Origin of the sequence: Corynebacterium sp. HMSC08A12, assembly GCF_001807485.1 — a bacterium.
GTDB classification, from domain to species: Bacteria; Actinomycetota; Actinomycetes; order Mycobacteriales; family Mycobacteriaceae; genus Corynebacterium; species Corynebacterium evansiae.
The window spans coordinates 48933-65111 of the sequence record NZ_KV789171.1 but is presented as its reverse complement, the minus strand read 5'-3'; the positions used below and the strand labels follow the sequence as shown (position 1 = coordinate 65111).

Here is a 16179-nt window from a genome sequence, read left to right as displayed (position 1 = left end):
CTTTTCCTGGGAAAAATCACAATGGGTTCCGGCGGAGTTTTAAGGCGAGCATTGCCGCCACGATGTCCTTGATTGCGTTGTCCGGGATGGGCGGGGTGGCCACCGCACAGTCCGTAGCGCCCTCAGGGTCCACACCGTCGGGTGTGGCCTCCTCTGCGCCGGCGCCTTCCGGGCCGCAGTCCAGCGCTTCCGCGCTAGTCAACAAGGGCGAGCCGATGCGCACCCCAGCGCCCTTCGCCGGCAACCCGGTGGATAGTGGGCTGCAGATCGGCGCGGTTCCCGCTAAGGCGGGCGCGCTGATGAATACGGTTCCGCTCGACCCGGCTGTGGGTTTAACTGCCGCGGGCCAGCAGTTCCGCTTTAGCTATTCGACCACCAACCAGCACGGGGCGGTGGCGCCTTCCACCGGAGCGGTGTTCTTCCCGAAGGGCAAGGCTCCGGCTGGGGGTTGGCCGGTGTTGGCGTGGGCACATGGAACGGTGGGGTTGGCGGATCAGTGCACTCCGTCGATGAATCCGCGTTCCCAGCGGGATCAGGACTATCTGAACCATTGGCTCAACCAGGGTTATGCGATCGTCGCCAGCGACTATGCGGGGATGGGCACCGAGGGGCTGATGAGTTACCTCAACGGCAAGTCCACTGCCGCTAACGTGGTGGATTCCGTAATCGCCGCGCAGGATCTGCCTGCGGCGAAGCAGGGTGGCCAGAAACTTTCCCGCAACTGGGCGGTCATTGGCCAGTCCCAGGGCGGCGGCGCGGCCCTGCACGTCGCTTTGCGGGCAACGAAGCGGAGCCAGCAGGCGAACCTGAACTTCCTGGGCACGGTGGCCACGGGCGCTCCGGCTTATGTGGAGGAGATCGTGTTGGCGGGCAGCCCGACCTTCCCGCCGGTCCCCCTGCCAGCCGGTTTGAACACTTACGCGATGTATATTGTTGCGGCGTTCCGGGAGGCCAACCCGAACGTGGATGTCGATTCCGCCCTAACTGACGAGGGCAAACGCATGGTGAAGGCCGCCGAGGATTCTTGCTATCCGGAGCTTTCTGAGGCGCTGAAGGGCACCAATGTCGCGCGGGCGTTTTCGAAGCCGCTTCGCGAGGTGCCGGGCCTGGAGCCCGCGTTGCGCGAGTTCATGCAAACTCCTGCAACTGGCTACGATAAGCCGGTTTTCCTCGGCCACGGCCTGATGGATATGGACGTACCCACCCCTATCGGCATCATCTTGAACACGGACATGTGGATCAATCAGTTCATCGGGGATATGCGCAGCCGTAACCAGCGGGTGGAGGTTCACTGGTATCCCACCGACCACGGCGGGACCGTCCCCGCTTCGCAGGCGCACTCCACCCCGTTCCTGGCTAAGCTGTTCCGCAACGCTTAGCCTGCGTAAGCGCGGCTTTGTGCCACGCCCCGCGCCACATCGCGGTACACCCGCAGTACGCTGCCTGGCTACTCCGCCGGCCCGGCAGTGGCCTGCGCCTTCTGCGGGAGGATACGCGAGTTCGATCCCATGCGGGTGGTGACGTCCACCGTCACGAACTCGCCTTTAACCTCGCAGCTTTCCACGTCGGCACCGTTGGCACCGGCGATGCTGCGCGCCGTATCGCACGGCTCGCCCTCACCCGTCTGCACAACGATCGCCGCCGATAGCGCGGCTAGGTCCGCGGCCGTGCTGGCCTGCTCCTTGTGACCCAGCATGGCGCTGCCGAGCGCCAGCAGGGAAACCACCGACAGGATGCCGAGCGTGATCATCGCCCCATAGACGGTGCTCATGAGCTCGTCTCCACCTCCCCTATTCCCCGTCGGGCTCCACCAGCGTGACGGCCTCGCCGTGAACGTCGAACAGCGCCCCGTCCTTGGTGACTTTCACCCGCACAAGTGGCGATTCCGCGCTACCTTCGCGGGATGTGGAGACGTCAGCGGTGGCGTCAATCTGCCTAGCGAGCGCAACCCCATCGCCACCGCGCGCTTCGGCTCGGGCTACGGTTCGCGCCAGCGATTGCGCCGTGGCGGCCTGCGACATGGTGACCAATCCAGCGGCGGCCCCACCAGCGACGAGTGTTATGGCGGACAGGACGATGGCGCCTTCGACTGTGTTCATGTTCGTTCCTGGTTAAAGATTGTTGTGTGTGGTTCGTGGTGTGTGTTTTTTGGTGACGCCCCCACGCGCCCGTCCCGATTGAAGAGACCCGGCGCGCGGGGCGCTGTGTGACCCCGGAGGCTAACGAGAAGCCATCCGGATTACTTCGTGTTCAGTGCCCTATCGAAGATTCCGCTGAGTGCCTGCTCCACGGTGTCCGAGGTGACGACGGTGTACAGCAGCGCTCCGAGGGCCGCTGCCGCGACACAGCCCAAGGCATATTCCACTGTGGACATACCCCTATCATCGGTGTATCGACGGTAGATAGCGCCGATAATTTGATTCCACCAACGGGTGATTGGGTGCAGGTCAGCATACATTTCTTCTGAGTACCCAGTGCTCGGATCTGTCTTGACCGGCGCGGCCTGGAATTGCTCCGGCACTGCAGCCGGTGGGAAAGCGGGTGTAGCGGTGATGGTCGGAGTGGTCATGGTCAGTGTCCTTCCCCGGCGACGCAAAAGGCGCGCCGCCGTGTCGAGTGAGTTGTGATCGGTAGACGTCGGATGTCGGTGTGAGTTGCTTCTCCAGGAGTGGCCTTCACCTCGCGTCGGTGCCCATTGCTCTTAGAGCGAGGCCATTCCGATGGCCAGCGGTATCAAGCCGACGAAGACGAAGGCCGGGAGGAAGCAGAGGGTCAGTGGTGCCGCCAAGGCGATCAAGACCTTTTCGGCTCCGGCGGTTGCCTTGTCGGCGGCAACGCGGCGGAGGTGTTCGGCCTGTTGATGCATTCCATCGGCAAGCGAAGTTCCGGCGCGGGTTTGCTGCGCCGCTTGGCGGGCGATGGGGCCAAAAAGGGAATGCTCGGCCAGCGTAAGCCAGGCGTCTTTTCCTCCACCGAGGTTCAGCAGCGCCATGGCGCGGCCGAGCTCCCCTTCCCCATCGTGTTCACCATCCTGGATTAGCTGCCCCACCCCCACGTCCCAGGCTGGCAACAATGCCTTTCCGGCACGCAGCGCAGCCGCGGAAACGTCGAGGGCGCGGGCCGCGTCCAGCGGACCCAAGGGTGTGGAGCCGGCAGGTCCGGCCCGCACACCCACTCCGCCCAGCGGTGATGTGGTCAGCGATTCGCTCAGATGCTCCGTCCACAGGGTGCCGGCGCACACCAACCCCACCCCGGCCAAGAAAAGCAGTACTCCCAGCACATTCGTCAGCAGGAAAGTCAGCGTGCCCAGCCCGCTGCTCTGCCCCAACGCCACCGCGCCAACCGGCAGTGCCAGCAGCACCGTGACCGTTAGCCGCGCGCCCGCCGTCGCGGAGGTCGACTTGGAGATGTGCGCCAGCTGCGCATCAATGTCGGTCACGTGTGCCCGTGCCAGCGCTGACAACCCCACGCCGTGGCGGTGGGAAATGCCCCAGATGTGGAATAGGTGGGCAAGGAAGCTCAGGGCGTCACTGCCCGGCGCGGCGCCAGCAGATCCCGCACCAGCAGACTCTGCACCCGGCGCTGCGCCCAGACGCACCTTCACGCAGGCGACGTCCAGCTCGTGACGCAGCGCCTCGGATTTCAACCCCTCAGCCGCGTGTTCGACAGCCTCCAATGGTCGGGCACCTGCGGCCACTTCGCGGGAGATGGCATCCACTACATCGCGCACCTCGGCCAGGGTTTTCATCTGTCGGCGGGTTTTCATCATCCGCCCGACCACAATCTTGAGGGTGAAGGCCACCATCAGCGCGGCGGCCACCACCGCGAGTATCGGAATCATCGTTCGCTCCTCCCATCAGCCCAGCTCATCGCAGAACTCCTCGAATCCCCCGCGGGCGCCGTCGCGCCAGTGCCACAGCACCTCGATGCGCGTCCGCTCGTCGCCGACTAGCCGTCCGATGTGCGTCAACCGTCTTCCCTGCTCCGTGCGGGAAACGTGCAATACAACGTCTATTCCGTCGATTACCTGGCGGGTCAGTGCAATCCGATCCAGTCCGGCCATCGCACCCAGCGCCTCCAGCCGCCCTGGCACACTTGCCGGGTCGTTCGCGTGGATGGTGCCCGCACTGCCCGCATGCCCGGTGTTCAGGGCGACCAGCAGGTCCGCCACTTCGGGGCCACGGATTTCTCCCACCACGATGCGGTCGGGGCGCATGCGCAGGCTCTGCTTCACCAGTGCAGTCATGGAGATTGCACCCGCCCCTTCCGCATTGCCCTCGCGGGTCGCCAGCACCACCACGTGAGGATGGTCAATCAGCAGCTCCGGGGTGTCCTCCACTACAAGCAGCCGCTGGTCGTAGGCCACCTCCGCCAACAGTGCGGCCAGCAGGGTGGTCTTCCCTGCGCCCGTTCCGCCGCTAATGAGGATGTTCCGCCGCGCGCGAACGATCCGCCGCAGCACGCCCGCCATCTCTTGACTTGCCAGGCCACCTTGCACCAGCGCATCCAGAGAGTTCTGCTGCCCTTTAATCGCGCGCAAGCTAATACAACTGCCGCCCGCCGCCGGCGGAGCCAGCAACGTATGTACTCGGACTGCCTGCGCCGGCACGTCCGGAGGCAGCTCGCGCAGCACCCCATCGGCGAAAGGCCGGGCTTCGTCCAGCCGCTCCCCACACATCGTCGCCATCCGCACCGCCAGGTCGCGCGCGGCTTCCACGCCGACCTGCACCCCGTCTATAGGCTGCATACCCTCGCCGCGATCGGCCCAAACACTGCCATCGCCGTTGAGCACCACGTCCGTCACCTGCGCATCCTGCAGCGGCCCCGCCAGCGGACCCAGTCCACTGAACTCCCGCTGCAAAGTCCGCACGTTCTCTACACTCGCCTTCCCGATCAGGTGCAGGCTGCGCGAAAGATCGCGCTCGTCCGGCCTACTAATCCCCTGTTCGGCCAGGTCGTCGCGCACGATCGCCAGCAGCCCGCGCTCCGGTTCCGGCTGGCTGTTCTTGCTCTTTTTTCTTCGTGACGCCACCTACGTCTCCCCCGTCCCTTTTGTCCCCTATACCCCTAGCTTGCGATTGGCAGCGCGCAGTTGCCGACGATGTGCTGGATCTTCTCCCACACCTCGCGCACCGGCCCGCGGGCGCGGTCGTGCTTCAGCGAGCTTTCAATCCAGTACTCGGCCTCGCCTCGGTCAAGGGCGGGAGTGCACTGGTCGTCGTGACGGATCACCGCCACCGGAACCTCGTCCATCATCATCGCGGCAACAGCCACGGAGGTGGAAGCGCCGGGGACTTCCCGCAGCACGATCAGCGGCTTGGTTCGGTCGTTTTCCAGCATCCGGTTCCGCAGCGCGCTAACGGCGGTCACTCCCTGGATGGTTAGAGGTGCCACTAGGATGTGCACGTCGGGTTCCCCTTCACCCCATTGCTCCTGCCATCCGGCACTCGCACTATCGGCCACTGGCAGGCTGCGCCCGCAGTCCACCACCAGGTCATCCGCATGCATCAATCCAGCCAGCTGGCCCACGTCCAGTCCCCTACCACCGCTGTGCGCGCCGAAAGTCGGGTAACGGTCGGCGTAGATTACGGGAACGGCCCCGCCGTCCGCGCTGATCTTCTTTCCGCCCGCGCTGTCGAATCCAAGCATCAGCAGGTGGCTGCGCAGTTGGTCAAAGTCGCAGTCGGCAGGAATCTGATTGCGGGTCAGCCCCGGTCGCCGCTCCTTACCCAGCACCAGATCTAACCCACAGGAGTGCGGGTCGGCGTCCAGCAAAACCGCGGGTCTTCCTTCGCAGGACATGTAATAGGCCAGCTGCGCCGCGAATAGGCTGGACCCGGCCCCGCCAACGGCGGAGCTCACTGCGATTCGCACTGCGTCATTGGACCCGATCATCTCCGCCAGGACCATCGCCCCACCGGCATCCAGGGAGGGCTCCAGCTGATCCACCCGGATCGCTCGCACCAGTCGGTGGCGGGTCAACTCGCTTTCCCTATCGCTCAGCACGATTGCCGAGTTCTGGCAGGTGAACCCGTCTTTCCGATCTAGCTCGCGGAGCAGGTTCGCCTCGAACTCCTCCGTGCCATCGAGGATAATCATCGGCCGACGAGTCACCGCCACGACCATGCGTGCCTCGTTATTCCACAGCGGATCCGCGATGTCCACGATCACCGGCCGGAGCTGTGCCGGCCGCTCCCACCCCTTGTTCTTGGCTGCCGTTTTTGCCTTCTTGGTTGCTGCCTTGCTCTGCTTTACTGACTTCCCTGCGCCCATGAACCACAGGCTCCCAGCTGCGCGCTGGCAAAAGTACCCCTGATTTTTTAGCTGTGGAAAAGTCGGGTTGGCGTCATAAAAAAGGGCCTAGACCCTGTGAATAACCCGTAACGCAAAAAGATTAGAGTGACATAAGTGGTGCGATTTTACTAGAATGACGCATGTGAACCAGCACCAAGACCCACCGCGCGCAAAGGACGCAGAGCGAGTTTTGGCCATTTTCGACCTCGATAAGACCATCATCGACACGTCGGCATCCCTGGCCTACCGCCGCCCGATGGCCGAACGCGGTCTGCTCAACACCGGCGAGGTGCTGAAGATGATGGCGATGCTGGGCAACTACATGCTCTCCACCCACTCCGAAGAGAGTTTGGAATCCACAAAAGAAGCCCTGACCAGGATCATCAAGGATCGCGAATCCGAACCCCTGCGTCAGGTCGCCCAAGACGCCCTGCAGGAGGTCATCACCCCATTCATCTACGCCGAAGCGCGCGAACTGATCGAATGGCATCGCAAACAGGGTCACCGCATCGCCATCGTGACCGCCTCGGCCTCCATCATGGTGCAGCCCATCGCCAAGGAACTCGGCGTGGACCACCTCTTCGCCACCGAACTGGAAGAAAAGGATGGGCGCTTCACCGGCGCCGTCACGCACTTCAACAAGGGGCACGCCAAGGTCGAGCGCATCCTAGAGCTCGCCCGCAAACACGGCTATGACCTGGGGAAAAGCTACGCTTATTCTGACGCCGCCACAGACATCCCCATGCTGAAGCTGGTGGGCAACCCGGTTGCCGTGAACCCGGATCGTCCCCTGAAGAAGCAGGCGACGGAGGCCGAGTGGCCGATCCGCCAGTTCATCCGCCCGGAACCACTGTTCCCGCAGGCAGCGGTGATCGCCGGGGCGGGCGCCACCCTGGCGCTGCTCGGCATTGCCGCGACTGGTCTGGCGATGTGGTGGCGCGGGCGCGAGGAAGGTTCAGACGAGGCCTAGCGGCTACTTCTACTTCGCGTCCGCGATCGACTTGCCCTCCAGCGAGCCCTCGGACAGGCCCGTGGCGTGGAAAACAATCCACTCGGCCACGCCTTCCGGGGTGCCGCTGGCGAATCCCTCAGCCTTTGCCTGGTACTCGTCGCGCCGACGGTTCCACCAGACCTCCGGCACACCCAGGCCGCGCGGATCCAGGCCGGTGGCGATAGTGGCCAGGCGGGAGCAGGCGCGGGCGGTCACGCCGGTGGCGTCCGCAAAAGGCTGCAACGTCAGCAGCTCGCCGTGGATCACCGCAGACAGCACCGTCGCGTTCACCTTGGTGCCACCGGTGATGAACTTGCCCAGCAGCTGCAGGCGCGCATCCGTGGAGCGGCGCGGCCGACCCGGCACCAGGAACTCCGCATCCCCCGCGGCCTTCTGGCGAAATGCAGGGTCGGACATCTGCGGGCTGGCAACCGCGTTGATGCGCGCCATGATCTGCAGTGGGGCGCGCCGCCAGGTAGTCACCGTCTCCGTCACACCGTCCGGCGCCAGCAGCTCCGCGGCGCGCAGGGCACCGGCTAGGATCGGATCCTCCACCTGGCCGTCCTCCGGCAAACGCGGGGAGCCACCGTCCAGCTGCGCCGAGGCACGCGCGCCGCGCAGCACCGACTCCGCGCCCGTAACATCCCAACCACGCAGGTTGGCGGGGTGGCGGTGCAGGCGCGCCAGGTGGTCGTTGGCTTGGGCCACGGCCTCCGGCACTCCGGGCAGTTCGGCCAGTCCGGCGAGTGGGTCTTGCGCAGAATTGTCAGACATATTTAAGACAATAATGCACCCGCGCGCGCAATCTTCCCCGTGGTCTGGCAAACTAGGGGGAGTCAATTAGGTGTAACCCCCAGGAGTTTTAACAGTGAGCAACAACGATCACGATGGCATGTTCACCGACCGCGATAGCTTTAACCCGAAGGTTAACGCTATTCCGCTGTCGGATGTGGATACCCATGCCAAGGGTCAGGCCAGTATCAGTGACCTGGTGAAGGATGCCTCCGCGCAGGTTTCCTCCCTGGTTCGTTCCGAGGTCGAGCTGGCAAAGACCGAGATCGCTACGTCCGCCAAGAAGGCCGGCATTGGCGTGGGCCTGTTCGGCGCTGCCGCCATCATCCTGGCCTACAGCTCCTTCTTCCTCTTCTTCACCATCGCCGAGGCGCTGGATACCTTCATGTGGCGTTGGGCGGCCTTCCTGGTCGTCTTCCTGTTCATGCTGGTTCTGGTTGCCATCCTGGCTCTGGTCGGCCTGAAGCAGGTCAAGGGCGTGAAGAAGCCGGAGAAGACCATCGAGTCCGTCGGCGAGCTGAAGACCGTGATCCCGCAGAAGGGCAACAACTCTTCCTCCGCGCGCCGCCCGGGAATGTACACCTAAATCCCCCGCGCGCCTGAGATGACTTCCGAAGATTCTCACGCTGTAGATCCGCACACCCCGCATGCCACTTTCGTGCATTCGCGGGGTGTGCGTCTTCACGTCGACGTCCAAGGCCCCCGCAACGCGCCATTAGTGCTGCTGATCCATGGTTTCGGCGGCGGCGCTTTCGACTGGCACCCGCTGATGCAGCAGCTCGCAGGCGAGGACCTGCGCCTGGCCGCAGTGGATCTGCGCGGCTATGGCCGCTCGGATAAGACCCCACGCGGCTACGACCTCACCACCGCCGCCAGCGACATGGCCGGGGTGATCCGCGGCCTGGGCCACACCACCGCCACTGTCGTCGGCCACGGCTACGGCGGCATGGTCGCCTGGACTTTGGTGGCTCACAACCCGGAGCGCGTCCGCAGCTTCGTCACCCTTTCCGCCATCAATCCGCTGCTGCGTTTCCGCAGGATCCTGGCCCAGCCGTTCTCGCAGCCGCACTTCGCTCGCCGTCTGCTGTCCGCCCAACTGCCGCGCCTTCCGGAACGCAAGCTGTTGGCCGATAACGCGGCGGCGGCTGAAAAGATCTTTAGGGCGGGTGTGGCCCCGGGTTTTAGGGATACGGACGCCTACTTCCGCAGCGCCGCACTCCGCCGCGAAGCAATGCAGGTGGATAAGGTGGCCCACCTTTCCTGCGAGTACCTGCGCTGGCCTTTCCGTAGCCGCTTCCGCCCCGAGGCGATGCGCTTCGAGCGAACCTTCCCCGCGACCACACCTGTGCCGCTGCTGGCGGTGGATGGCAGCATGGATCCGATCTACGACGAATCCCTGGCGCAGAAGTCCGCCCGGAGGGCCGATACCGCCGAGCACAAGGTGCTTTACGGCGTGGGCCACTACCCGCACGTGGAGGATCCGCCGTGCGTCGCGGAACTACTCCGCGAGCACCTGCGCGCTTGAGTCGCCAGTCTCTAGTCGCTAGTCCGCCACACAAGCGCCCGTCGCTGGACTGCCCTGGTGCGAGGTCACGTCCCCGACGTGCTTCATGACTTCTTCCCTGGTCAGGGCGTAGCCGGTATCCTCCTCGTTGATGTCGGCACCGAACACGACTCCCAGCACGTGGCCGTCCTTGTCGATCAGCGGGCCGCCGGAGTTGCCCTGCACCACGGAGCCGCGTAGCGAGTACGCCTCGCGCTCCACCCGCTCATCCGCGTAGATGTTTGGTCCGCTGACCACGAACTTCTCGCGGATGCGCGCAGGGGTGGCCTTAAACGGCCCGCCGTTGGGGTAGCCCATAACGATCGCATCCTGGCCCTGCTGCCCCTCGCCTTCTGCCCACTTCATCGGCACAAAGGGCAGGTTCTCGCTGCGGAGCAGGGCGATGTCCACCTGCGGGTTGTAGTACACCACCCGTGCCTCGCGCGGGCCGTCCTTCGTCATCAGCGTGACCTCGTTAGTTCCGGCCACCACGTGCGCGTTGGTCATCACCGTATCCTCGGCAACCACCCAGCCGGTGCCCTGCAGCATGCGGCTGCACTGTTCCGCCTGGCCAACCACGCGCAGCACGCTGTCGCGGGTGTTCTGCACCGCCGGGGAACGCATCAGGGCGTTGTCCGGCGGATCGACCTCCGCGGTGGGCAGGTTCTCCATCGGGTCGGCGATCATCGGGAAACCCGAGTCGTTGATCAGCTGCGAGGTCTGCGCGGGCAGCTGCTTAAACCACACCGGGGCGGCGTTGCCCACCGCACCGAGGATCTTGCTTCCCTTGATCGTCTTCCCGAAGCCGCCGACGTTCCCGGTGGCGATCAGCACGAGGATCAACCACACGATCAGCAGCGTTGTAAAAACCTGCACGATGGAACCGACGACGGAATCCGCCCTTAGAGCCTCCCGCGTGCGGATATTATCCCGCAGTTTCGCGCCAAAGCCGGAGCCGATGGCGTAGCAGATCACCACGACGACCGTCACGGTGAGCAGTGCTGCGAAGAAGCGTGCGCTGGCGCTATCAGGCACTTTGTCCTCGGCAAAGTGCACGGCGAGCGGGATCAGCTTCAGACCCAAGTAGCCGCCCAGAGCCACCCCGACGAAGCTCAGCGTGGCGCTAAACCCGCCCTGCCGGAATCCGGAGATCGCCGCGCCAAGGCAGATGAACACCAGCACAATGTCGAGGATCATCGACCCCGTAGCTCCGCTCATGGTGCGCCTCCGTTCCTGCCCATCTTGTTGGCCCTGTCGAACCCTTCCCGCATATCGCCGAGCGCCTCGCCATTGGCGGAGCCGGCCAGCGTTTCGAAAAGGTTCCACGGCCCCTCGGCACCGCTATCGCCGCCGCTGGACCACGGTTCCTCCCAGCCCGCGCGGCGCAGCAGGGCGCTGATCACCCCGCCGGTGAAGCCCCACAGAACCAGCGGGTTTTCCTCACCGATGTGCAGGTTCCAGGCCGGTCCGCGCCAGCCGGCGAAGCCCACCTCAAAGCGCCGTTCCGGGTTTACCAGCTCGCCCAGGGGGTAGGGCTCGACCCAGTCGTTTTCGGTTGTAGGGCAGCTTACCGCATGGGGTTGACGCCACCACGCCACCACGGGCACCACTGCGAAATTTGAGCGATCAATGTAGATCGGCTGCAGCACTGCAAACGGCTCCACCGTGTCCGGGTTCAGCCCCGTTTCCTCCTCGGCCTCCCGCAGGGCGGTCTCCACCGGCCCAGCGTCGGCTTCCTCCAAACGCCCGCCGGGGAAGGCCACCTGTCCGCTGTGGTTGCGCATGGTCGGCGCGCGGTGGGTTAGAAGCATGGTTGCGTCGGTGGGGATGGACTGCCTGCCTGTGGTTCCGGCGGGGCGGGAGAAGGTAGCGTCACCAGAAAGAAGAATCAGCACCGCCGAGTAGCGGGGCGGGCGGCCGTGCTCGTCGACCTCCGGCACGATCCGGGCGGAGTCGTTGAGGTACTGGTGGATGTCCACCTCACGGCAGTCGCGGGCGAAGTCGTGCAGCCATTCGGGCAGGTTGGAAGGCAGTTCTGGCTGCTTTTGCATGCGTGCAAGCCACCGGTCTAGGTGGGTGTTCGGCTGGGAACTCGAGCTGGTCATAGAACCTCCTGCACCGCCTTTTCCATTTCCTCGGCGCTGTGGAAGGTCTGCGCGTACAGGTGCGCGCGGGTGCCGTCCGGGTTGTAGACCACAGTCAGCGGCACCACCTTCGGCAGGTTCGCCGCGGAGTCGAAAGTGTGGTTGGAATCCTGGAAGCTGGGCAGTTTATCCACCTCCAGGTCGCGCAGCATGTCCGCTCCGGCTTGGCCCTTGGCATCCAGGTGCACTCCCACGACATTCCACTCGGGGTTCTGCTCGGCGAGTTGCTGTACCACCGGCAGTTCCTCACGGCAGGGGGCGCACCACCAGGCCCAGACGTTCACGACCGCAGGCTTGCCCGCCAGGCGTTCGGCCAGGGAGGTCTGCGACGCGCCTGCGCTGCCTGCACTGCCTGTACCGCCCTCTGTCAGGCAGGGAAGGTGCACGTCTTTCAGCTCCGCCTCGGGGCTCACAGTGACTTCGCCCTCACCTTCACTCGCGCCCGCGCCTGCACCTTCTGGGCAGCGGACCTCGTTCGCTACCTCGATAGGCCCGTCGTCCGCTGGGGCCGAAGGGGCGTCCTCCTCCACAGAAGAAGTAGGCGCACCTACATCGTCCGCAGAATCATCACGCAGCGCGGCAATCAGCGGCACGCAAAGAATCGCAATGCCAACAACCAGCGTGACCGCGATGATGATCGCGCGCGTGCGGGCGGAGTGTTCGACAGGTGCAGACATAACAGGAAATCAGTCTCCCTGGCCTGCTTCCCCAAACCCCGCCATATCTAACAGGTGGTCGCGGTCGTCCGACTTAATCATTGTTGACGCCACCTCAGGGTCAGCCGGCCCCGCCATCCCGAAGCTAGGGCACTGCCGCGCCAAAAAGCAGGCTCCACAGGCCGCCCGGCGCGAATGGCAGATTCGGCGACCGTGGAAGATCGCCCGGTGGGAATAGAGGGTCCATTCCTTGCGCTCGATGAGCTCCATGAGGTCGCGCTCGACCTGTACTGGGTCTTCGTGCTCCGTGAGCTTCCAGCGGCGGGCCAGGCGGCCCAAGTGCGTATCCACGGTGATGCCCGGCACGCCGAAAGCGTTTCCCAGCACCACGTTTGCGGTCTTGCGCCCCACGCCGGGGAGCTTCACCAGCTCCTCGAGCGTGCCGGGGACCTCGCCACCGTGCTTCTCCACGATGGCCTGGCCGAGGCCCACGATGCTCTTGGCCTTCGAACGGTAGAAGCCGGTGGACTTGATGAGCTGCTCGACGTCCTCGAGGTTCGCCTCCGCATAGTCGGCGGCGGTGGGATAGCGGCGAAACAGTGCCGGGGTTACGGCATTGACGCGCTTATCGGTGCACTGTGCGGACAGGACGGTAGCCACCAGCAGCTCGAGGGGATTGTTAAAATCCAGCTCGCAGTGTGCGCCCGGGTAGGCCTCGGCGAGCATGCGATTGATCTTGCGGGCGCGGCGTTTGCGGCCCAGCGGAGTTTCTTTGCCGTTCGCGGCGATGTGAGCGCCGATGCGAGGCAGGGTTGGTTGGCGAGTCATAGAACCTTCCACTTCGACGAAAAAGAAGTTCTGCGAGCAAAAGCGGCAGCTAATAATATTTTCAAATGTACCTTCACCCCGAATTGTGCTGTGACATAGTTGGGTATGATCTAACAAAAGAGACGAACCATACATATTTAGCGTGATGCACGCTACACAGGTGAGGTGGTCACCCGCGCCACCGCGATGCCAGAAACGGAAGTGAAACTAAGGATGGCAGAAGTATCCGAAATACTATCGAGGGCAGGCATCTTCCAGGGTGTTGAACCCACCGCAGTGCGCACCCTCATTGAGCAACTGGATACCGTTAAATTTCCTCGTGGCACCACCATCTTCGACGAGGGCGAGCCAGGTGATCGGCTGTACATCATCATCAGCGGTAAGGTGAAGCTCGCCCGCCACTCGGTGGATGGGCGCGAGAACCTGCTGACCGTCATGGGCCCCTCCGATATGTTCGGCGAGCTGTCCATCTTCGACCCGGGCCCGCGCACCTCGTCTGCCATCTGCGTGACGGAGCTGCACGCGGCGACGATGGACTCCACAATGCTGCACAACTGGATCAGCGAGCACCCGGAGATCGCCGAGCAGCTGCTGCGTGTGCTGGCTCGCCGCCTGCGCCGCACCAATAATTCCCTGGCGGACCTGATCTTCACGGACGTTCCCGGCCGCGTGGCCAAGGCCCTGCTGCAGCTGGCAAACCGTTTCGGCACCCAGGAGGGCACCGCTCTGCGCGTGCACCACGACCTGACTCAGGAGGAAATCGCCCAGCTGGTTGGCGCCTCCCGTGAGACCGTGAACAAGGCGTTGGCAGAGTTCGCCCACCGCGGCTGGATCCGCCTGGAGGGCAAGTCCGTGCTTATCTCCGATACCGAGCGCCTGGCCAAGCGCGCTCGCTAGAGCGGCGCGCCACTTTGGGCAGCGCTAGAACTGCACGCTCCGGGTAGAGATATAGAGGGCACACAAAAAGCCCGCACCAGCTGGTGCGGGCTTTTTCAGTCGGCTGTAGCCTCTCCGCTAGTCTGCACTAATCCTTGTCTCCGCGCAGGAAGCGCAGCGTCACGCGGGTGGACTGTGCCGCGGCGTTACGCAGCACCGGATCCACGTCCGTGTAGATCTCATCGACGATCTCGTTCACCGAAGCGTCATCGCCCAGCTTCTTCAGGGCTTCCTTAACCTGCTCCAGGCGCTGCTCGCGGCGATCGATGTACTTCTGTGCAACCTCCGCCAAGTTCGGCTGGTCCGGGCCGTGGCCGGGCAGCAGCGGCTTGTCCTGCCCGCGCTCGCGCAGCTTGGCGAGGGTCTCCAGGTAAGCCCCCAGGTCACCATCGGTCTCGGAGATCATGGTGGTGTGGCGGCCGGCGAGAGTATCGCCGGTGATGATGCCTTCCACGTCGGAATCGTCGGTGCCGCCGTTGGAGTGGATAAAGAAGGACACACAGTCGGAGGTGTGGCCCGGGCAGTGGACGACCTCGATGGTGGGGGTGAGCCCCTCGAAGGAGATGATCTCCCCGTCCTCCAGCTCGTCGGCTGCGATGCAGTACTGCTTATCGAAGGCGCGCACCGGCGCGCCAGAGATCTGGCGGAAACGCTGAGCACCGTTGGCGTGGTCAGCGTGGCGGTGGGTCAGCAACACAACGCCGATCTCCGCACCACCCTCGGTAGCCTTGGTGTTCAGCACATTCAGGTGACCCTCGTCCTGCGGACCCGGATCCACCACAACGGATACTTTGTCGTTTTCTCCCCTAATCACCCAGGAGTTCGTGCCCTCAAGGGCAGCGTAGCTGGGGTTCGGCGCGAGAACGACGCCGACGTTCGGGGTTACTGGACGTAGTTGACTATAAGCGGGGTGCTTCATGCCTCCCAGTGTAGATCGAACCGCGAAATTATGCGCTGATCTGCGCGACGATCTCTACCTCTACGGGGGCATTCAGCGGCAGCGCGGCCACACCAACTGCGGCGCGGGCATGCACTCCGGCTTCGCCGAAGATTTCTCCCAATAGTTCGGAGGCACCGTTGATCACGCCTGGCTGCCCGCCGAAGTCTGCGGTGGAGGCAACGAATCCATTGACCTTCACGATCCGCTCGATGTTATCGATCCCCACCAGGTCGTCGATCGCGGCAATGGCGTTCAGCGCGGCGGTACGGGCGGCGTCATAAGCCTGTTCCTCGGTCACCTCAGCGCCGACCAGCCCCGTGACGGGCAGCTTGCCGTCCACGAAGGGCAGCTGACCAGAGGTGTAGACGATGTTGCCACTGCGCACGGCCGGCACGTAGGCGGCGACGGGTGCTGCTACCGGCGGCAGCTGCAGGCCGAGTTCTTCTAGTTTTTGGCGAAAGTTCTGCTGTGCCATATTTATTACTTCTGTTGCCTCTTTTGCCCTACTGCTCCAGCGGGCGCTTCATGTAGGCAACGTGCTGCTCACCAGTCGGGCCGGGCAGTACAGAGACGAGCTCCCAGCCATCCTGTCCCCAGTTATCCAGGATCTGCTTAGTAGCGTGAGTGAGCAGCGGTACGGTTACGTATTCCCAGTTAGTCATGGGAACTACTGTAATGGTTACTTCTTTGCCGCGCTGGCAGCCTCGAGCTGGCCTGCGAAGAAGTCTGCCCAGCTGGTGATCTCGCGGTGCTTGCGCAGCAGCGCGCGGCGCTGGCGCTCGGTCATGCCGCCCCACACGCCGAACTCCACCTTGTTATCCAGGGCGTCGGCGCGGCACTGCAGCACGACGGGGCAGTGGCGGCAAATGGCCACGGCCTTGCGCTGGGCGGCACCCTTTACAAAGAGCTCGTCCGGATCCACGTTGCGGCAGTGTGCCTGAGTGATCCACTCGCCACGATTGCTAAAGGACTCGCGGGTCGTGATCTGTTCAGCAGGCTGGCAGGTCGGCTTGGAGCCGCCGGTCACCTTCGTGCGGGCAAGCGATGCAGTCATT

General features: G+C 64.1%; 21 protein-coding genes. 5 read left to right on the top strand and 16 right to left on the bottom strand.

All coding sequences use genetic code 11. From position 1 onward, the window contains the following. Window positions 1-16: 16 nt before the first annotated feature. Entirely contained in the window at window positions 17-202 is a 186-nt protein-coding gene (locus tag HMPREF3166_RS10300; protein ID WP_246816921.1) for a hypothetical protein, read from the bottom strand. A gap of 13 nt (window positions 203-215) precedes the next feature. Here HMPREF3166_RS10300 and HMPREF3166_RS04030 point away from each other — a divergent pair, with 13 nt between their 5' ends. After that, window positions 216-1379: an alpha/beta hydrolase gene (locus tag HMPREF3166_RS04030; RefSeq protein WP_246816920.1), complete on the top strand. Its 1164-nt coding sequence runs from the start codon at window positions 216-218 to the stop codon at window positions 1377-1379. Window positions 1380-1447: 68 nt separating this feature from the next. Here HMPREF3166_RS04030 and HMPREF3166_RS04025 read toward each other — a convergent pair whose 3' ends face one another. The 6 genes from HMPREF3166_RS04025 to HMPREF3166_RS04000 all read right to left on the bottom strand — a co-directional run bounded on the left by HMPREF3166_RS04025 (window position 1448) and on the right by HMPREF3166_RS04000 (window position 6273). After that, the gene (locus tag HMPREF3166_RS04025) at window positions 1448-1771 is read right to left on the bottom strand and encodes an Rv3654c family TadE-like protein (RefSeq protein ID WP_070487785.1); all 324 of its coding nucleotides are present in this window, start codon (window positions 1769-1771) and stop codon (window positions 1448-1450) included. 19 nt (window positions 1772-1790) lie between these two features. Beyond that, window positions 1791-2099, bottom strand: coding sequence for a hypothetical protein (locus HMPREF3166_RS04020; RefSeq protein WP_070487784.1), 309 nt, complete (start codon window positions 2097-2099; stop codon window positions 1791-1793). 140 nt (window positions 2100-2239) lie between these two features. Further along, window positions 2240-2569 (bottom strand): DUF4244 domain-containing protein, encoded by a 330-nt coding sequence (locus tag HMPREF3166_RS10425; RefSeq protein ID WP_083293810.1) that lies wholly within the window; start codon window positions 2567-2569, stop codon window positions 2240-2242. Between the two features lie 132 nt (window positions 2570-2701). Continuing rightward, a complete protein-coding gene (locus tag HMPREF3166_RS04010) occupies window positions 2702-3841 on the bottom strand; it encodes a type II secretion system F family protein (protein ID WP_070487783.1) in 1140 nt (379 codons plus the stop codon). Between the two features lie 15 nt (window positions 3842-3856). Next, complete coding sequence (locus tag HMPREF3166_RS04005; protein WP_141741123.1) at window positions 3857-5032, bottom strand: TadA family conjugal transfer-associated ATPase; 1176 nt, start codon at window positions 5030-5032, stop codon at window positions 3857-3859. 35 nt (window positions 5033-5067) lie between these two features. Continuing rightward, on the bottom strand, window positions 5068-6273 hold the full coding sequence (locus HMPREF3166_RS04000) for a CpaE-like family protein (protein WP_070487782.1): 1206 nt from the start codon (window positions 6271-6273) through the stop codon (window positions 5068-5070). A 154-nt stretch (window positions 6274-6427) separates the two neighbouring features. Between HMPREF3166_RS04000 and HMPREF3166_RS03995 the strand changes: the two genes are divergently transcribed. After that, window positions 6428-7264: an HAD family hydrolase gene (locus HMPREF3166_RS03995; protein ID WP_070487781.1), complete on the top strand. Its 837-nt coding sequence runs from the start codon at window positions 6428-6430 to the stop codon at window positions 7262-7264. Between the two features lie 9 nt (window positions 7265-7273). Here the strand turns inward: HMPREF3166_RS03995 and HMPREF3166_RS03990 are convergent, their stop codons facing one another. Beyond that, complete coding sequence (locus HMPREF3166_RS03990) at window positions 7274-8059, bottom strand: Fic family protein (RefSeq protein WP_035002894.1); 786 nt, start codon at window positions 8057-8059, stop codon at window positions 7274-7276. A gap of 118 nt (window positions 8060-8177) precedes the next feature. On the opposite strand from HMPREF3166_RS03990, the gene HMPREF3166_RS03985 reads away from it, so the two are divergent. Beyond that, window positions 8178-8663 carry a phage holin family protein gene (locus HMPREF3166_RS03985; protein WP_049050349.1) on the top strand — a complete coding sequence of 162 codons (486 nt, stop codon included), beginning with the start codon at window positions 8178-8180 and terminating at the stop codon, window positions 8661-8663. Window positions 8664-8681: 18 nt separating this feature from the next. Continuing rightward, entirely contained in the window at window positions 8682-9602 is a 921-nt protein-coding gene (locus HMPREF3166_RS03980) for an alpha/beta fold hydrolase (protein WP_070487780.1), read from the top strand. Between the two features lie 18 nt (window positions 9603-9620). On the opposite strand, the gene HMPREF3166_RS03975 is transcribed toward HMPREF3166_RS03980, so the two are convergent. Genes HMPREF3166_RS03975 through nth form a run of 4 tightly spaced genes read right to left on the bottom strand, consistent with a single transcriptional unit; the run spans window position 9621 to window position 13248 of the window. Continuing rightward, window positions 9621-10838 (bottom strand): MarP family serine protease, encoded by a 1218-nt coding sequence (locus tag HMPREF3166_RS03975; protein ID WP_034984530.1) that lies wholly within the window; start codon window positions 10836-10838, stop codon window positions 9621-9623. Next, window positions 10835-11725 carry an NUDIX hydrolase gene (locus HMPREF3166_RS03970; RefSeq protein WP_070487779.1) on the bottom strand — a complete coding sequence of 297 codons (891 nt, stop codon included), beginning with the start codon at window positions 11723-11725 and terminating at the stop codon, window positions 10835-10837. The genes HMPREF3166_RS03975 and HMPREF3166_RS03970 overlap by 4 nt, the downstream gene beginning before the upstream one ends. Next, a complete protein-coding gene (locus HMPREF3166_RS03965) occupies window positions 11722-12441 on the bottom strand; it encodes a TlpA family protein disulfide reductase (RefSeq protein ID WP_070487778.1) in 720 nt (239 codons plus the stop codon). Before HMPREF3166_RS03965 ends, HMPREF3166_RS03970 begins: the two co-directional genes overlap by 4 nt. A gap of 9 nt (window positions 12442-12450) precedes the next feature. Then, complete coding sequence (gene nth / locus HMPREF3166_RS03960; protein ID WP_070487777.1) at window positions 12451-13248, bottom strand: endonuclease III; 798 nt, start codon at window positions 13246-13248, stop codon at window positions 12451-12453. Between the two features lie 213 nt (window positions 13249-13461). Between nth and glxR the strand changes: the two genes are divergently transcribed. Beyond that, on the top strand, window positions 13462-14145 hold the full coding sequence (gene glxR / locus HMPREF3166_RS03955) for a CRP-like cAMP-activated global transcriptional regulator GlxR (protein ID WP_034984522.1): 684 nt from the start codon (window positions 13462-13464) through the stop codon (window positions 14143-14145). A 127-nt stretch (window positions 14146-14272) separates the two neighbouring features. Here the strand turns inward: glxR and HMPREF3166_RS03950 are convergent, their stop codons facing one another. From HMPREF3166_RS03950 to HMPREF3166_RS03940, 4 genes are read right to left on the bottom strand one after another with little or no spacing between them, the layout of a single operon-like run. After that, entirely contained in the window at window positions 14273-15103 is an 831-nt protein-coding gene (locus HMPREF3166_RS03950; protein WP_035002890.1) for an MBL fold metallo-hydrolase, read from the bottom strand. Window positions 15104-15131: 28 nt separating this feature from the next. Then, the gene (locus HMPREF3166_RS03945) at window positions 15132-15599 is read right to left on the bottom strand and encodes a RidA family protein (protein ID WP_034984519.1); all 468 of its coding nucleotides are present in this window, start codon (window positions 15597-15599) and stop codon (window positions 15132-15134) included. A 28-nt stretch (window positions 15600-15627) separates the two neighbouring features. Next, window positions 15628-15786 (bottom strand): Sp36 family protein, encoded by a 159-nt coding sequence (locus HMPREF3166_RS10100; protein ID WP_011274258.1) that lies wholly within the window; start codon window positions 15784-15786, stop codon window positions 15628-15630. Between the two features lie 17 nt (window positions 15787-15803). Continuing rightward, the gene (locus tag HMPREF3166_RS03940; protein ID WP_070487776.1) at window positions 15804-16178 is read right to left on the bottom strand and encodes a WhiB family transcriptional regulator; all 375 of its coding nucleotides are present in this window, start codon (window positions 16176-16178) and stop codon (window positions 15804-15806) included. Window position 16179: the final 1 nt, after the last annotated feature.

Bases quoted from the DNA above. Each gene is read 5' to 3' on its own strand.
- HMPREF3166_RS04030 (WP_246816920.1), top strand. From the start codon at position 216: ATGCGCACCCCAGCGCCCTTCGCCGGCAACCCGGTGGATAGTGGGCTG.
- HMPREF3166_RS04000 (WP_070487782.1), bottom strand. From the start codon at position 6,273: ATGGGCGCAGGGAAGTCAGTAAAGCAGAGCAAGGCAGCAACCAAGAAG.
- HMPREF3166_RS04010 (WP_070487783.1), bottom strand. From the start codon at position 3,841: ATGATTCCGATACTCGCGGTGGTGGCCGCCGCGCTGATGGTGGCCTTC.
- HMPREF3166_RS04020 (WP_070487784.1), bottom strand. From the start codon at position 2,099: ATGAACACAGTCGAAGGCGCCATCGTCCTGTCCGCCATAACACTCGTC.
- HMPREF3166_RS10425 (WP_083293810.1), bottom strand. From the start codon at position 2,569: ATGACCACTCCGACCATCACCGCTACACCCGCTTTCCCACCGGCTGCA.
- glxR (WP_034984522.1), top strand. From the start codon at position 13,462: ATGGCAGAAGTATCCGAAATACTATCGAGGGCAGGCATCTTCCAGGGT.
- HMPREF3166_RS03995 (WP_070487781.1), top strand. From the start codon at position 6,428: ATGACGCATGTGAACCAGCACCAAGACCCACCGCGCGCAAAGGACGCA.
- HMPREF3166_RS03975 (WP_034984530.1), bottom strand. From the start codon at position 10,838: ATGAGCGGAGCTACGGGGTCGATGATCCTCGACATTGTGCTGGTGTTC.
- HMPREF3166_RS04025 (WP_070487785.1), bottom strand. From the start codon at position 1,771: ATGAGCACCGTCTATGGGGCGATGATCACGCTCGGCATCCTGTCGGTG.
- HMPREF3166_RS03940 (WP_070487776.1), bottom strand. From the start codon at position 16,178: ATGACTGCATCGCTTGCCCGCACGAAGGTGACCGGCGGCTCCAAGCCG.
- HMPREF3166_RS10100 (WP_011274258.1), bottom strand. From the start codon at position 15,786: ATGACTAACTGGGAATACGTAACCGTACCGCTGCTCACTCACGCTACT.
- HMPREF3166_RS03990 (WP_035002894.1), bottom strand. From the start codon at position 8,059: ATGTCTGACAATTCTGCGCAAGACCCACTCGCCGGACTGGCCGAACTG.
- HMPREF3166_RS03980 (WP_070487780.1), top strand. From the start codon at position 8,682: ATGACTTCCGAAGATTCTCACGCTGTAGATCCGCACACCCCGCATGCC.
- HMPREF3166_RS03970 (WP_070487779.1), bottom strand. From the start codon at position 11,725: ATGACCAGCTCGAGTTCCCAGCCGAACACCCACCTAGACCGGTGGCTT.
- HMPREF3166_RS03965 (WP_070487778.1), bottom strand. From the start codon at position 12,441: ATGTCTGCACCTGTCGAACACTCCGCCCGCACGCGCGCGATCATCATC.
- nth (WP_070487777.1), bottom strand. From the start codon at position 13,248: ATGACTCGCCAACCAACCCTGCCTCGCATCGGCGCTCACATCGCCGCG.
- HMPREF3166_RS03950 (WP_035002890.1), bottom strand. From the start codon at position 15,103: ATGAAGCACCCCGCTTATAGTCAACTACGTCCAGTAACCCCGAACGTC.
- HMPREF3166_RS03945 (WP_034984519.1), bottom strand. From the start codon at position 15,599: ATGGCACAGCAGAACTTTCGCCAAAAACTAGAAGAACTCGGCCTGCAG.
- HMPREF3166_RS03985 (WP_049050349.1), top strand. From the start codon at position 8,178: ATGTTCACCGACCGCGATAGCTTTAACCCGAAGGTTAACGCTATTCCG.